General features: G+C 66.6%; 15 protein-coding genes and 2 pseudogenes. 13 read left to right on the top strand and 4 right to left on the bottom strand.

The window, feature by feature from the left end:
* Nucleotides 1-128: 128 nt before the first annotated feature.
* Nucleotides 129-302: a hypothetical protein gene (locus tag ACZ8AI_RS19910; protein ID WP_464859581.1), complete on the top strand. Its 174-nt coding sequence runs from the start codon at nt 129-131 to the stop codon at nt 300-302.
* 341 nt (nt 303-643) lie between these two features.
* Here the strand turns inward: ACZ8AI_RS19910 and ACZ8AI_RS19915 are convergent, their stop codons facing one another.
* Entirely contained in the window at nt 644-1000 is a 357-nt protein-coding gene (locus ACZ8AI_RS19915) for a GrpB family protein (protein WP_464859582.1), read from the bottom strand.
* The gene (locus tag ACZ8AI_RS19920; protein WP_464859583.1) at nt 1001-1120 is read right to left on the bottom strand and encodes a DUF1653 domain-containing protein; all 120 of its coding nucleotides are present in this window, start codon (nt 1118-1120) and stop codon (nt 1001-1003) included.
* Nucleotides 1121-1172: 52 nt separating this feature from the next.
* Between ACZ8AI_RS19920 and ACZ8AI_RS19925 the strand changes: the two genes are divergently transcribed.
* The 12 genes and pseudogenes from ACZ8AI_RS19925 (at nt 1173) to ACZ8AI_RS19980 (ending at nt 11225) form a co-directional block, all read left to right on the top strand.
* Entirely contained in the window at nt 1173-1673 is a 501-nt protein-coding gene (locus tag ACZ8AI_RS19925; protein ID WP_464859584.1) for a TMEM175 family protein, read from the top strand.
* Nucleotides 1673-1945, top strand: a complete 273-nt coding sequence (locus ACZ8AI_RS19930) for a hypothetical protein (protein ID WP_464859585.1) — start codon at nt 1673-1675, stop codon at nt 1943-1945. Before ACZ8AI_RS19925 ends, ACZ8AI_RS19930 begins: the two co-directional genes overlap by 1 nt.
* Nucleotides 1946-2725: 780 nt before the next feature.
* Nucleotides 2726-3133, top strand: coding sequence for a MurR/RpiR family transcriptional regulator (locus ACZ8AI_RS19935; protein ID WP_464859586.1), 408 nt, complete (start codon nt 2726-2728; stop codon nt 3131-3133).
* Nucleotides 3134-3316: 183 nt separating this feature from the next.
* A pseudogene (locus tag ACZ8AI_RS19940) lies at nt 3317-3508 on the top strand (phosphoheptose isomerase family protein); the annotation flags it as partial.
* Nucleotides 3509-3766: 258 nt separating this feature from the next.
* A complete protein-coding gene (locus ACZ8AI_RS19945) occupies nt 3767-4918 on the top strand; it encodes an N-acetylmuramic acid 6-phosphate etherase (RefSeq protein WP_464859716.1) in 1152 nt (383 codons plus the stop codon).
* Nucleotides 4906-5544 carry a PTS transporter subunit EIIC gene (locus ACZ8AI_RS19950; RefSeq protein ID WP_464859587.1) on the top strand — a complete coding sequence of 213 codons (639 nt, stop codon included), beginning with the start codon at nt 4906-4908 and terminating at the stop codon, nt 5542-5544. The genes ACZ8AI_RS19945 and ACZ8AI_RS19950 overlap by 13 nt, the downstream gene beginning before the upstream one ends.
* Before the next feature lie 88 nt (nt 5545-5632).
* On the top strand, nt 5633-5908 hold the full coding sequence (locus tag ACZ8AI_RS19955) for a PTS transporter subunit EIIC (protein ID WP_464859588.1): 276 nt from the start codon (nt 5633-5635) through the stop codon (nt 5906-5908).
* Nucleotides 5909-5982: 74 nt separating this feature from the next.
* Nucleotides 5983-6588, top strand: a pseudogene (locus ACZ8AI_RS19960) (hypothetical protein); the annotation flags it as partial.
* A 41-nt stretch (nt 6589-6629) separates the two neighbouring features.
* Nucleotides 6630-7637, top strand: coding sequence for a MupG family TIM beta-alpha barrel fold protein (locus ACZ8AI_RS19965; protein WP_464859717.1), 1008 nt, complete (start codon nt 6630-6632; stop codon nt 7635-7637).
* Nucleotides 7638-10000: 2363 nt separating this feature from the next.
* The gene (locus ACZ8AI_RS19970; RefSeq protein WP_464859589.1) at nt 10001-10246 is read left to right on the top strand and encodes a hypothetical protein; all 246 of its coding nucleotides are present in this window, start codon (nt 10001-10003) and stop codon (nt 10244-10246) included.
* A 186-nt stretch (nt 10247-10432) separates the two neighbouring features.
* Entirely contained in the window at nt 10433-10681 is a 249-nt protein-coding gene (locus ACZ8AI_RS19975; RefSeq protein ID WP_464859590.1) for a hypothetical protein, read from the top strand.
* A 220-nt stretch (nt 10682-10901) separates the two neighbouring features.
* The gene (locus ACZ8AI_RS19980) at nt 10902-11225 is read left to right on the top strand and encodes a BsuBI/PstI family type II restriction endonuclease (RefSeq protein ID WP_464859591.1); all 324 of its coding nucleotides are present in this window, start codon (nt 10902-10904) and stop codon (nt 11223-11225) included.
* Between the two features lie 955 nt (nt 11226-12180).
* On the opposite strand, the gene ACZ8AI_RS19985 is transcribed toward ACZ8AI_RS19980, so the two are convergent.
* Both ACZ8AI_RS19985 and ACZ8AI_RS19990 read right to left on the bottom strand, forming a co-directional pair.
* Nucleotides 12181-12627 (bottom strand): DUF262 domain-containing protein, encoded by a 447-nt coding sequence (locus tag ACZ8AI_RS19985; RefSeq protein WP_464859592.1) that lies wholly within the window; start codon nt 12625-12627, stop codon nt 12181-12183.
* Nucleotides 12628-14336: 1709 nt separating this feature from the next.
* Nucleotides 14337-14603: a hypothetical protein gene (locus tag ACZ8AI_RS19990; protein WP_464859593.1), complete on the bottom strand. Its 267-nt coding sequence runs from the start codon at nt 14601-14603 to the stop codon at nt 14337-14339.
* Nucleotides 14604-14640: the final 37 nt, after the last annotated feature.

Genomic DNA, 14640 nt, shown 5'->3' on the forward strand with positions numbered 1-14640 from the left:
CCGCCGCGGCGTAGTCGGGCGGTGTGGGGCGGTCGAACAGGGCGACGTCGCGCGTCTCCTTCAGGATCGCGAGGGTAGTCGAGCTCGTGCTGGTCGCCGAGCCGGGCGGTGCGCTCGAGCATGTCGTCGTGCGACTCCGGCAGGTGGGCGTCTCCGCGGCCGAGCTTCACGTCGAGGCGGCGGAGGAAGAGGCCCACTCGCAGGCAGCCCAGGTGGAGAGGTCGCTCGGGCTGAGCAGCACGTTCCCGTCGACGCCGATCTGCATGCGTTCCCCCTCGTCCTCTGGTGCCCTGGAAGCCTAGGGCCGCCCGCCGACAGCGACGCTGTCCTGATCCCTCACTTGTCCCAGGCCGACGTCGGCGGCAGACCTCGACGAGCCCGTTCCTCGTTGAGGATCTCCTCGACGACCGCCCGCTTGTCCAGGCCGTGTACGCGCGCCCGTCCTCCGCCGCGGCGGCGCCTCCTTCGCCGCTCCGTACCGGGCTCGCGCGTCCGGGTCGCCGGAGCAGGGCGTCACGGAAGAGCCGCTGGTTGCAGTGCTCCCACTCGTCGGCGCGGAAGACGTGCAGGATGGTGGGTGCGGGCAGTCCCGGTCGAACGCACGTACACGCCGTGGTTCTTCGGCCCGGCTCGAGGTAGCTGCTCAGTAGCCGAGCGCTTCGACGGTCGGGCCGAGCGAGAGGACGTCCACATCCTCGGCCGCCCTCGCCGCCAGGTCGATGACCGGCTTCGCCACCAGGCCGGGCACGGCGGTGCTCCCGATGTGTTCCAGCGCCGTCACCTTGCCCGCCAGCGCGGAACGGAGGCGCTCGGCTTCGGACCGGAAGTCGTCCCGCCCCACGCGGACCGGTGCTGCTGGAGCTCGATCACCGCGAGGGCGCCGGTCGCGCACGTCGCCGGCGCCGGCACCGTCACCGTCACCGTCGACCATCGGCACGAACCGCGGCCCGTCGTACCCGTCGCGCGTGACGTGCGCCGTGAAGTCCGCAAGGGACCGCACCTAGTGCCCGCGCTCCCCGTACAGCGCCTGGTACACGACGACCGGTTCCTCGGTCTCGACGTCCTTCGCCAGCAGGACCACCTCGTACTCCCCGCCCTTGAAGTGTCGGTACTCGGCCAAGTGTCACGTCAAGCTCACGCTCCCGATGCTACGGGCCTCCCACACTCAGCCCATGAGCGAGCAGACCGAGCAGGCACGCACCGACCGCGGCCTCGACCGCCTCGTGAACTTCTCCGACGCGACGGTCGCCATCGCGATCACGATCCTCATCCTCCCGCTGGTCGACCTCGCCGGCGAGCTGAGCCGCGACGAGACCGCCGGGGACCTGCTCGGCAAGGCCCGGCCGGCGCTGCTCGAGTTCCTCGTCACGTTCTGGGTGATCGCGCGCTTCTGGACCCTGCACCACCAGGTCTTCGAGCACGTCCGCTCCTACAACCCGCAGGTGATGCGGCTGAACTTCGTCTGGCTGATCAGCATCGTGTTCCTGCTGTTCGCCGCGAACCTGCTCGACACCGGAGGCGACGACGACCGCGTCTCGCACGGCCTCTACATCGGCACGATGGTCCTGACGAGCCTGTCCCTGACCGCGATCGAGTACGAACTCCGTCGCAGGCCGGAGCTGCTGTCGACCCGCTCCGCGACCCGTCGAAGGGCTTCGTCGCCGTGGGCCTGATGGTCCTCGCCCTCGTCCTGGCGCCCGTCCCCTCGGTCGGCCTGTACTGGGTGCTGCTCCAGCGCCCACAGGGTCCGATCGCGCAGCCGCTGCGCCGCCGCCGCACCGCCTGCTGCCCGCATGGAGAAGCTCGAAGCCTGCGCACGACGCGCTTCGTCGACGGACGCTCGTCGTCGTCCTCGGTGGGCTCCTCGCTGGTGCGGTCCTCGGCTGGTTCATCCCCCACGTCGACGCCGTGGACCGTGCCGTCCAGGTCGTCGGCTGGGCGATGACCGTCGCGGGTCTCGCCGGAGCCTTCCTCGCTCATGTGGATGACGACCGGCCCAGCCGCACACCCTCCGCGTCCTGCTGCGTCGCCCCGCGAGGCCAGTCGCTCCTCCGAAGTCCGGGTCAGCGCCGGCCGTCCGATCGTCCCGAGCGACTCCGAACCGGGCGCAACCGCGTTCGTCTACGCCCGCGTCGCGCTCGTCTACTCAAATCCCTCGCGTGGGCGCGCAGTTCCTCCTGCCCTACGCAGGCATCTCTGGCCCGCAGCGCCTGTTTCGCCAACTCGGGTCGACGACGACGGCTTCAGCGTCAGCTTCAGTCGCGCCCTGTGCGCGGTGCTCGTGATCGTGGCGGCCGTCTTCCTGGCCATCTGGAGCCGCCAACTCCGAGGCACCCGCCGCTACGTCCGACGCGCCACTGATGGCACTGCACCGGGCTGACGACGCGCCTCGCGAGCCGGCCTGGAGGCACGCCCCACCCCGCCCCGCACCCTCCTGCCCGGCACACGGCCGGCTCCCATTGCCCCTCCCGCACAACGCACGGACGCCCGAGCCGCGCATCGCCACGGCTCGAACGCGCTTGCGTTGTGCGAACGCACCCTCGAACCACGAACCAGCGCCGCCCGCAGCGCTTTCCGCGGCTCGGTCTGGGAGGTAATCGTCGAGTACCGCGACCGGACTCGACGATTTCTGCTCCCTCGAGCACCCCCGCCTCGCCACACCGACGAAACACGAAAGTAACTTGCAGGTCAGCGCGCGAGCGTGCAATGCGCTTTCATGGAGCGCATGACGATCACCGATCGCACCGACCGCGCCGACGCGTTCGCCCTCGTCCGCACCCAGTCCCGCACGATGCCGACGAGCATGCGCGCCATCGCCGACGCCGTCCTCGATCCGCCGCCGTGCGCCACCACGAGCGCCACGGACTCGCGGGTGCTGCCGGCGTCTCCCGCCACGGTCTCCCGCTTCGCCCAGCACCTCGGCTACGCCAACTTCGACCTGCAGCGCAGCAGCGGCAAGACCCGCGCCGTCGAACGCGGCATCCACGAGCGCCACGAGACCGAGATCCACGCCGGCGTCAGCGTCGACGACGACGTGCTGACCGTCATCGCGAAGGTCACCGAGGACGTCCGTGCCGTGATGAGCGACACCCAGCACCTCGACCCGCACGCCCGAGTCCGCGGCCGGCGGTGATCAGCGAGGCCCGCCGCGTGGTCCTCTACGGCGTCGGCGCGAGCGGCATCGTCGCGCGCGAGCACCTCAAGCTCGAACGCATCGGCATCGCGAGCTCGATCGCCGACGACCCGCACAACGCCCTGACCCTGGCGAGCGTGCTCGGCCCGCACGACGTCCTGGTCATCATCGAGCCACTCCGGCACGACGACCGAGGCACTCGAGGTCGCGACCGAGGCGAAGATGCACGAGGCCACCGTCGTCGCGATCACCGGCCACGCGAACTCGCTCCTCACCCACCACGCCGACCTCGTGCTGCTCGGCGTCGCCGGCGCCGAGAGCGACCTGCGCCCCGCCGCGATGGGCAGCCGGATGAGCCAGCTCGCCATCGTCGACGCCCTGTTCATCGTCGTCGCCCAGCGCACCGACGAGCGCTCCTGTCCCCTCTCCTGGCCCGCAGCCGCCACGCGGTCCGCACGCACCACCGTTCCCGAATCGAGCACCATGCCCCACGACCAGCTGCACCACGACGATCTCCACCGCGACGTGCACCACGACCACCTGCGCGACGAACTCAAGGACCTCACCACCGAGGCGACCGACGCGAGCCTCGACGACATCGACCTGGTCTCCACCCTCGAGGCTGCCCAGCGCATGAACGCCGGCGACCGCAGCGCGCCTGCGGCAGTCGAGCCGCCTCCCGGCCATCGCAGAGGCGGCAGACCGGATCGCCGCAGCGTTCAGCGCGGCGGCAAGGTCTACGTCGGCGCGGGCATCGCCGGGCCGGCTAGCGTCCTCGACGCCAGCGAGTGCCCGCCCACCTTCGGCACCGACCCGTCGCAGGTGGTCGGCCTGATCGCCGGGGGCGAGGTCGCGTTGACGACCGCCGTCGAGGGCGCGGAGGACGACGAGGAAGCGGCCGTCCGCGACTTCGACGCACGCTGGCCTGTCGGCCGACGACGTGGTCGTCGGGATCAGCGCGTCCGGCAGGACGCCCTACGTGATCGCCGCCATCCGGGAGGCCCGCCGCCGCTCCGCCTTCTCGGTCTCGGTCGCGTGCAACGCGGGTTCGGCCGCGGGGGGCGGCACGCCGACATCGCCATCGACGTCGTCGTCGGTCCCGAGTTCATCGCCGGGTTCACCCGCCTGAAGGCGGGGACCGCGCAGAAGCTCGTCCTCAACATGCTCACCACGCTCGCGATGGTGCGCAGCAACAAGACGTACGGCAACCGCGGCATGGTCGACGTGCGTGCCACGAACGCGAAGCTCGTCGCGCGGGCGTTCACGCTCGTAATGACTGGCGCTCCCGACGACGAGGTCTCCGCTGCCCTGTCCGAGAGCGACGGCGAGGTGAAGACCGCCATCGCGGTGATCCTCACCGGGGCGTCCGCGTCGACGCCCGCGAGCGTCTCGCCGATGCTTCCGGCTCCCTCCGAGCCGTTCTCTGACCCTTCCCCGCAACCCGAATCCTTTCCCCCGAGGAGCACCATCAATGACCGATGCACAGCAACTCGCACAGCGGATCCTCGACACTGTCGGTGGGTCCTCGAACATCGCCGACGTCGAGAACTGCATGACCTGACTGCGGGTCGAGGTCGTCTCCGAATCGTCCGTCTCGCTCGACGAGCTCAAGGCGACCGACGGCGTCATGGCCGCGGATCGCGGCCGGCTCCGTACCTGAGATCGTGCTCGGCCCGGGTCTCGGTCGACGCGTGGCCGTCGACCTGGAGGCACTGCGCGCCTCCGCCCCGCAGGCGCTGCGGCTGGTGGGTCCGGTGCGTCCGGTGCGTCCGGTGCTTCACCTGACGAAGCTGGCGGCTCGCGGCGCCGAGATCAAGGCGTCGGCGCGCGCCTGTTCGGACGGCAACACCATGCGCGCCATCCGCCGCATCTCCGCGATCTTCATCCCGCTCATCCCCGCGCTGATCGCCTGCGGTCTCATCGCCGGGATCAACGGCATCCTGACGAACCTCGGGTGGCTGTTCGGCGTGACGCCGTTCCTCGGCGTCCTGTCGTCCGGGTTCCTGTCCCTGCTCGCCGTCTTCGTCGGGATGAACGCCGCGAAGGAGTTCGGCGGCACGCCGATCCTCGGTGGCGCCATGGGCGCGATCGTCGTCGCCGCCGGGGCTGCCAACGTGACCGTGTTCGGGCAGACGCCTGCCTCGGGCAGGGTGGTGTGCTCGGCGATGGCCGGCGGCATCCTCGCCGCCCTGGTCGAACGGTTCATGCGCCGGCACACGCCGGACGTCATCGCGCTCATCGTCGTGCCGACTGTCACGGTGCTCGTCGCCGGGTCGATCACCCTCGGCGTGCTGATGTCCGTCGCCGGGTGTCGCCTGTCGCGATCGGCACCGCCGCCACCTGGCTCCTCGCCAACGGCGGCGCGTTCGCCGGGTTCATCCTCGGCGGGTTCTTCCTGCCGCTCGTCATGACGGGCATGCACACCAGGCGCTCACGCCGATCCACACCACGCTGATCGACCAGACCGCGGACCGCTGCTGCCCGTCCTCGCGATGGGTGGTGCCGGAGATCGGTGCCGCGATCGCGTTCTGGATGCGCTTCCGTCGCAACGAAGCGCTCTCGCGGACGATCCGTGGCGCGCTGCCCGCCGGGCTCTTCGGTGTCGGCGAGCCCCTCATCTACGGTGTGACGCTCCCCCTCGGTCGGCCGTTCATCACCGCGCGCATCGGTGGTGCGTTCGGTGGCGGTGTCGTCGGGCTGTTCGACCAGCTCGGGCACCTGGTCGGGGCGATCGCCATCAGCGGCGCCTCGACCTGTCGCTCATCCTGCTGCTGAACGGCTCCTCCGGGTACGGCTGGGCGCTGCTCGGGTACGGGTCGGGCCTGATCGTGGCGTACGTCGTCGGGTTCGTGGCGACGTTGCCGTTCGGGGTCTCTGCGTCGGTCAAGGCCGACTCCGAGGAGCAGTCCGCGCCCGGGGCTCGACCTGGTGTCGTCGGCCGTGCCGGCGGACGCGACCGATGCGCCTCCTGCTGCCGGCGCCGCGGGGACCTTGCAGCCGGCGCCGATGCCGGCGCCACTGCCGGTTCTGCTCGGGCGGGGCTTCGCGCTGATGCGGCCGGGCGCGAGCGCGCACCTGGCGCATGCTCCACCGGCGGGCCCGACCTTCGCGGCCGCAGCGGAGGCGGGTGCGACGCTCGCGTTCACCTCGTTGCACATCCCCGAGGACTCCCCGCCGGTGCTCGTGCCGCAGCGACCGCGATCGTGTCGGCTGCCTCGTCGATGGGGCTGACGGTCGTGGCCGACGTCTCTCCCAACACCGCTCGGCTGCTCGGGGATTCGCCGTGGGAGTTCCTGCGGACGATCAAGCGTCGCGCGGGTGCGGATCGACTTCGGTTCTCGGCATCTTCGATCCGGAAGATCGCCTCGGTGCTCCCGATCGCCCTGAACGCGAGCACCCTGCGGGCCGACGAGCTGACGCCGTTCGCTGATCTCGACGTCGAGCTGATCCACAACTTCTACCCGCGGGGAGTGGACCGGGCTGGCGCTTGTCCTCGGTGGCGGCGTCAGTCTCAGTCGCCCGGCAGTTCGGCTGGCGTGTGGGTGCGTTCATCGCGGGAGACTCGGTCCGCCGACGCATGCTCGGCGAAGGGTTGCCGACCGTCGAGGAGCACCCGAACATGCCGCCGTTGTTGCAGGCGCTGTCGCTCGTGGACGCCGGCGTGGACGACGTGTACGTCGGGGATCCGCGCCGACCGACCACTCGTGGTCGCGGCTCGGGTCGTTCGTCCGGGAGGACCTGGTCGTGCTCGACGGCACCGCCGCCCCTGGCGTGCACCCGGCGGTCATCGAGGCGCTGGTGGTCCCCGACCGGAACCGGCCCGATGCTGCCGAAGCGGATGATCCGGCTGAGCACTCGGGCGGAGCGGTTCGCCGGGCTGCCGTTGCCCGAGGTCGGTGGGCGCCGAGGCCTGCGGGGTCGGTCAGTGCAGTTGGCGTCGGCGGGAGGTACTGCGGCGAGGTGGCGATCACGCTGGTGTGACCTACCAGCCGACGACCGCGTTGCCGTCATCGGGGCACTTGCCAGTGCCGTTCCTCCGATGGCTGCTCGCCCTCACAACCGTGCTCCGCTGACATTCGTCCACCGAGCGCCGTCCGACCGTGCGGAGTCGAGACCACTCGACGACGATCCTCGAGATGGAGCACTGGGAAGCGGACGACGCGCGCCGACGACACATGGCGCGGTTCGGCCGCCGGGACACTGCACCCGAGCTCGCCGTCCGACGCGAGCTCCACAGCCGGGGACGACGCGGGTCGTCGGCTGCCGAGTGCGTCAGGATCTGGCCGCTCCAATCGCACCAGCCCCACCATCGCAAGTAACGCGACCAAGCGCGGGGCTCTGGAAGAACTCACGAAGATCCGCGAGCGAACCAACGCGAACCGCCACGAAGTCTCCTGTCACGGTCGCGTCACCCTGGCCGTCCGCGACGGGAACTGACGCCGCTCCCACGTATAGGGGAGAGCCGCCAACTCTGAGCGTGACCAGTTGCTCGCGTACACGCTGATAGGGCCGCACCATATGTTTGAATACGCGCCGTCGCGGCGGCCGCAACTTCAGACCCACGGGATCGCTTACCGCTTGTGTTCCTCACCCCCGCCGTCTGCCGTGTAAGTGTCGTCTTCGTTGGCGCTCGCCGTCAGGAAGCCCGTGCCATCGCCACTCTCTTGACGAACCCAATGAGTCCGGCGTCGGATTCGTCGTCGCCACTATCGCCTGGTGCATTTTCGTCGAAGCCCGGTCGTCCCATCGTCACCCTCCCAGGGTCTGAGTTGCGAATACGATCGCAAGCGCAGCACCACCAGCAGCGCAGTGGACCTCGGTTGCCACCCAATGCGCCCGCTTGATTAGGTCAGATTCACGTGCGCTGATGACGTCGGCCTTTTGTCGAACCAACTGCGTTCCCCGATCGCGGCTGCGTACAGCTCCGAGTCCAGGTAAAGATCGGCAAGTCGCTGCGCAACGAGCCCGATCTCGGCGTCCTGGTCGAAGCCGCCACTGTGGCGCACAACAGTCCGACACACGCGAAGCCCAACGCGAGGACGCCGATCCAGGGAAGCACGGTCCACAGCGCCAGCAACGGATGCTGCGATGATAACGCCCGCAGCAACGGCCAAGAATGAGTCTGTTCGAGACGCTGCGGCTCGTTGGTCGACATCGATCGTCAACCGGTCCATCTCCTCATTCAGCAGGCGGACCCGGTCGAACTGCCGACGACGGGCGGCCACGATTTCGTGCTCAGGTTTCGCATCCACGCGTTTCCCTTCCAACCCTCATCATGACAGGCACTCACGACACTACTCCGGTCGGCACGAGGCGTCGACGTCCATGACTGGACCATGTACCGAGCACGTCGGACCTTGTCGACCCCATCGGATAATGGGTGCATTCGGACACGTGCGGGCGGGCACGCCGCTGCGATGCGCTGCTTTCACCCATATCGTTGTCACATGGCACGTACGGGAACGAAGGCTGCGGCCGCATCAACAGCTGTACCGGCCGGATGCCACCACCGAGATGCTCGCTTCACTGCGCTCATGGTGGGCGCATCGGGCGGCACACGTCGGCTCCTCCGGTCGATGGCTCGATCCGGAGCACGCCGTTGGTGCAGTCGCGCTGTCGTTCAATGACTCGCCGGATGCCCCAGACCTGCGCGACCGGTCCGGACATGAGCTCGGACAGGCATACGTGCAGACCCTGTCCCCTTCGAGCCGCGCGCGCATGGCCAGCACTACACCCTCTGCCGATCTAGCGGACTACCCGTGGGCGCAGACCCGAGCGGCGTTGAGCTGGACCAGCGAAGATCACCGGTTACCCGGACTGCTGCGAGATCCGGCGGCTGATCCGGGCGCTGTTCTACCACCGCTTCGCGAGCACCTGCGCGCCACAGCCGCTCGTCGATGCGGCACTGACAATCGCTGCACTGCCGCAACTGATCGAAGGTATCGATCAGGACGGGCCGCTGCGGGTAGGAGCGTGATTCTCGCAGCCGAGATGCTGCTGACGCTCGCCCGGGTGCCTGAGAAGAATCGGCGTCCACTGCCCTCTCATCCGACGGGGACGGATTGGACTCCGCTCTCCCGCCAGCGGTGATCGATCATGAACCTGCCCTACGGCCGGGTGCCGTTAGACGCCGCAACCCGTGAGCAGTACGCTCACGTGCTCTACGGACGCCAACATCTACGGCCTCTTCATGGCCGAAGGCGCTCGCAACCTCACCATCGATGGTCTGCTCAGCGCACTCGTCCCGGACAAGCTTCGCCGCGGGGTTTACCAGCATCGCTCCGGCGGTACTTCCCGGAACAGGCACTGTTAAGAAGCGTGGCGTTTGTCCTCAATCGCAGCGGTTCCTTCACCGGGGTAACTGCAGACACCCTGCTTGGCCGTATTCCAACGCAAACGCCACCCTCAGACCACCGTGGCACGGCCAATGGCAACATAGAGCCCGTCGCATCCATCACACCGCCAAAGGGTGAAGGCCCTTGGCTCATTCCGGGCGGATCCAATTGATGCAGTGATCGCGGCAGCCGCAGCACAGCTTCCGCTCACACTATCGACCGTCGGCTATCGCGCTTCGACCGGGCCGTTTGTGTGGAACCGGCGACGCGAACACATTTTCGCTCGCCCGGGCAGAGCACGACGGGTGATCTTGGTGGGGCGCGGACATCGACGGCGGCGAAGTGCGCTGCGCTCCCGCGCGGAATGCGCAGCGCTACCTAGCTCTCAGGGACGACCACGATGCCGAGGTGATGACACTCAACGAGCCGGCCGTGCTGGTGCAACGCACGACAGCGCCGGAGCAGACGAGGCGCTCCTGTCCCGGCCGAGCTCACGTCCGGAAGGCTGGAGGAGTTCGGCGGAAGCGTCATCGTGGAGAACCACGTCAATGTGCTCTTTGCCTACGACGCCGCTTCCGCTACTATCGCGGGCGCTGTCGCACGTATCCTCGCCACGCGGACCCTCGATCGTGTCATGCGCTGCCTCAGTGGCACGGTCGCCGTGTCGAGCTACGAGCCGCTGCGCTGCCTCTCCCTGACGCTGAAGTACTCGCCTCTTGGGAGGACTCGCGGCGAGGAGCTTGAGTCGGCCGTGGCGAAGGCGTACAGGCTCAGCTGATGCCATCGCTCCGCCCTATCATCAGCCGGGAGCCGGCCGCCGAACGGCTTCTGAAGATCTTCCCCCGAGAGGCGTTCGACACAACCCTTCCAGCCCAATCTCGGCCGGCGTCGCCGCGCCGACATGCGGGAGCTGTCGGCCCGGGGCCAGACACCGTCTGGGCACGGCCTTCCACGGCCTCTGTGGATGCAAGAAAATGTCCTCTATAGCGACCACAGAAGAGCATCGGATCTCGTGGGTAAAGCCGCAATGCGCGGACGCGAGAAGGTCGCCGCGCTTCTCAGCTCATGGGACATCGCTTTCGAGCAGTGGTACGCGCAAGACTCGCGCGAGTCGCTCCGCGACGACTCATGGAATCTCCTGCGCGCCAACAACGCAATGGTGACGCGACCGGGCGTGAAAACCACTGTCAGCAGCCCGATGGGCTTCCGCTGACCACTTCGCGGATCTCTTCGACCCCACGCTTGAAGATGATGACCTTGACGCCGCAATCACGACGTGGATTGAAACTCACATGACCACCAGCGCCCGTGCGAAGTTGCCATGGCCGTCCGCGACCATGCACGCGCGACCGATGCCGTCGTCACGTTCCCTGATGGTCGTCCGGCTCCGAGCCTGGTCACGCTTCGCTGATCCCAAAAGGCGTTGTCGAGGAGTGGGCACCTCGCAAGCTTTCGCACACCTAGTCCTTGCGATCTCGGAACCTGGAGAAAAGCAAGCCTACGTTGACGAGCAGCGGCTACAGACGCTTGGGGTTTCCATAGCGGTCAGCCAGCTACTTCCCGATGCACTGCTCTTCGATGCCGGAGCAAACGGCACGTTCTGGGCCATCGAGGCCGTCCATACGGACGGCCCCATTGACGTTGAGCGAAAGGCGCAACTCCTCGAATGGGCTGCGGCGCAACACATTCCGGCCTATCAGGTCGCGTTCCTGACCGCATTCGAGCAGAAATGCCGGCCCTCGCTAAGCGACGGCTGAAAGACCTGGCCCGGGCATCGCTCCACGGTTCCGCGACGAACCAGATTTCGAACTCCTGTGGAATGAGATCAGCGACGCCGCGAGCTAGCTCACCCTTTACTCTCCTGAAACCCAAACCCGGACTTTGGTCGCGGATTGATGTCTGCCATGCCACCGCTGTGAGGCACGACGCTCACCCCGAGTACCGTCTGCGTTTCGACCATCACGGCACTGACCGACGGCCCTTCACCTTCTCCGGCTAACGCGAGTCTCCCATGTAAAACTTAGCGCCGCATCCCTTCACTCGTCATCGTACGGATCCTCTTCTACACCTCGATTCCTCGACACTCTCATCCGCTGGGCCATTGAGATCAACAGTCGAACGCTCTCCGCTCAAATACTCCGAAAGCGCCTCGGCACGGGTCCGTCGATTACTTCAAGTCGCTAGCGGCTCGCTGAACTGCTCGAGAGTAGCGGAGCACCGAGCGCACGACCGTCGCAGACTTCGATGGATCGAGCCGTAGGACTACGTCCACCTGCTCTGCGAAGGTGGCCAGCTGTTCCTTCATCTGCGCACGCTCTTCGCTGCTCAGCGGAAGCTCTTTTTCGCGAGAAGCGACGTACAAAAACAACGTATAAAAATCGACTTTTTGGACCACCTGGAGCGCCCTAAGTTTGGTACCAAGTGTTCCAGCTCGCCAAGCGCCGTTACAAACGTTGTTTCAACTTTGTCTCGATCCTCAAACTCGGCTTCATAGATGGTAAACCATCGCTCTAAAGCACCTTTTTGTTTTGCACGCCATGCAGCGACCCAACGGCGAGTTCGCTTACGTACTCAACTTTGTCAAGCATACGTCGAACTTCTCGTTGTGCGGTGAATAATCCAGAACTCCGCCAAAATGGAAAACGTAGCAATACGTTCCATCGACTGAATGAACTCTCCCCCAATAGGTTTTGAAGCGAAGCTCCTGCCGACTCAAAGCAACGACGTTCCGATTCCAGTTCGTTGGAAAATTGCCCGAATTTGCTCCGTGGACATCTCGGGCAGAACACGCACAATGAACGTGTAGGAATAGATGGCCTTTTCTGACCTTCGGATAGATTTCCAGTTGGAATCGTTCCATTCGTTGTCAAGCCCGCTCAACGCGTACTCGCCTGCGATGAAGTCGAGAAGAGCAGTCAACCTCTGCTGGCCATCGACTACGACATGTGTCTCGAACCCGGTTTCGTCTTGCACGATTTGCATGTACATCTCGGGAACGGGATACCCATTCAGAATCGTGTCGATAAGATAACTCTTTTGAGCATCGAGCCAGACTGGATTACGTTGAAATGGGGGCCTCAGCTCCAGTTGCCCGTTATCAGATAGGCGCTTTATTGCAGCCGCCGTCAGCGTGGTTGTTCCCAGATAGTCCTGTGTCATCACATGCCTTCCATAAGTCGCGTTCGAGCTTCTTCTACTCCGCGGGCTGATAAGACCGAAGAGCGAAGAGGTCGCGGTATAATCGCACCTTGACCGCCCGCCCATCAGCGGGCTGCGTTGTCGTTGCAAGCTCGAGGGCTGGGACCCAGGTCCTGCCGAAGGGCAGATACTGAACAAAGCGATCGGTTGCAATAACACCGTCAAACACATGCCCAGATCTATGTGAGTTAACGGCACGCTTAGCATCAGCGGGTAGCTTGTGAATATCCGAGCCGAGGTCCCGGAGAAAGCGCCAAGCTTCATCGAAGTGCCGATCGGAAATCACAGCGACATCTAGATCGCTTTTCTGGTTGAACTCTCGGAAGTTCTTCTGCGGGCTGAGGCTGAAGCCAGTGCAGGCACTACCGACGAGAATGACTCCGTAAGGGTCGACCTGGAGGGATTCGGCCAACGACTGTTTCCACTCAATGTAGCTCGTGCGGTTCGAAAACGATGGGAACGCGGATCTGTAACTCGGTGGGAGACGTAGTCCTCGGGTGCATGGTCGAGCAGCTCCTTGGCCAAGGCCGACCGGATAGACATAGAACTAATCCTGGTTCCCCGGCGGCTGTTTTGTCCACTTGCTCAGTGAGTCGCCGAACCTTCTCCGGGACCGTTACTTAGTACTGTGCACCCACTAGCACTCCAGCCACGCACGGGTTGATGCTTCTTCGACCTAAAGCTACGGCGGCGGATTGCCGCACGCCGCCCGAGCCCGCGCGGTCGATCTCGAACGAACGATGCGGGACGACGTCCCGGCGCGCTCCTCCGGGCGGACTACGCACCCCTCGTTCTCGCGATGCTCGTCACCCAGTTCGGCGGCGAGGACCGCTGCCGCCTCCCCGCTGCCGAGCTGTGCGCGTAACATCGACGCCGACTGGCACCACGTGCGCGCGCTCGGCCGGGAGCTGCCCCTCACCGCTAGGCCGTACTGCGCCGACGGGCGCAATGCTGTTTCCCCTTCCTTCGAAAGTCGTAAACAGCGGACACGGCAGGCAGAGTGATGAGTCGGTGCCGTCCCGAGGCCTCGGTCGACCCGCCTGGTGTGCTGGGCGGTGATCTCGACTCCGATGAGTTTGCGATCCTCAACGAGCCCAGGTCGATCGCCACCACGACGAGCCTGCCAACAATTCCGCCAACCGCACCGCGTCTCCGATGTGCCGTCGCGTTGACTCACATCCACCACGTCAACAACGAACCGCCCCCCGCGTCCCCTCGCCCTCGAGCCGCTCATGCGCTCTCTCGCAGCCCGCGAGGCCGGCAACACCTCCGCCACCCTCGGCGTCACCGTCCCGCTCTTCTCCACCGCACGCCGCAGCTGCCTGGAGCTTGTCGAACGACCGGTACTCCTCAAACACCATGATCTTGTCGAACCGGATCCCCCGAGCCCCGTTGCTCCCCCAGCCCCGCACGCTGAAGAACGCTCCCCCGTCCTGCACCGCATCGACGACCTCGGCCTCGCACGGAGGCATCGGCCAGCGCATCGACCCCGCCCGGCACGATCGAACGGACGGCGTCCGCTAGTCCCGATCCCCGCGGCAACGATGTGGTCCGGCCCGAGCGACCGCACGAGCGCCTTCGTCGGCAGGAGCAGCATCGGCGATCACGGTCACACCCGCGGCACGAGCGAGCTGCAACGAGGTAGTTCTCGAGCAGCCCCGCAGCCCCGGTCACGGCGAGCGTCTGCCCCCGGAGCCAATGCAGCCCGAGAGAGGATCTGCAACGCGGTCAACCCGTTCATCGGCAGCTGTAGAAGCAGCGGAGAGCGGACGTTCCTCGCGGCACCCGCGTGAACGACCCGGACCGGCGCGACGAGCTCCTGCACGTACGCCCCACCGTGCGTGCTGGAGCGGCAGCGCGAGGGCCATCACCTCGTCGCCGACCGACCACCCGACACGTCGGCCTCCGACCTCGTCGATGACCCCGGCAGCGTCCATCCCCGGCACGTACGGCGGCGACGCCCGCGAGAGTCAC

It is taken from the genome of Curtobacterium sp. AC273 (genome assembly GCF_979253735.1).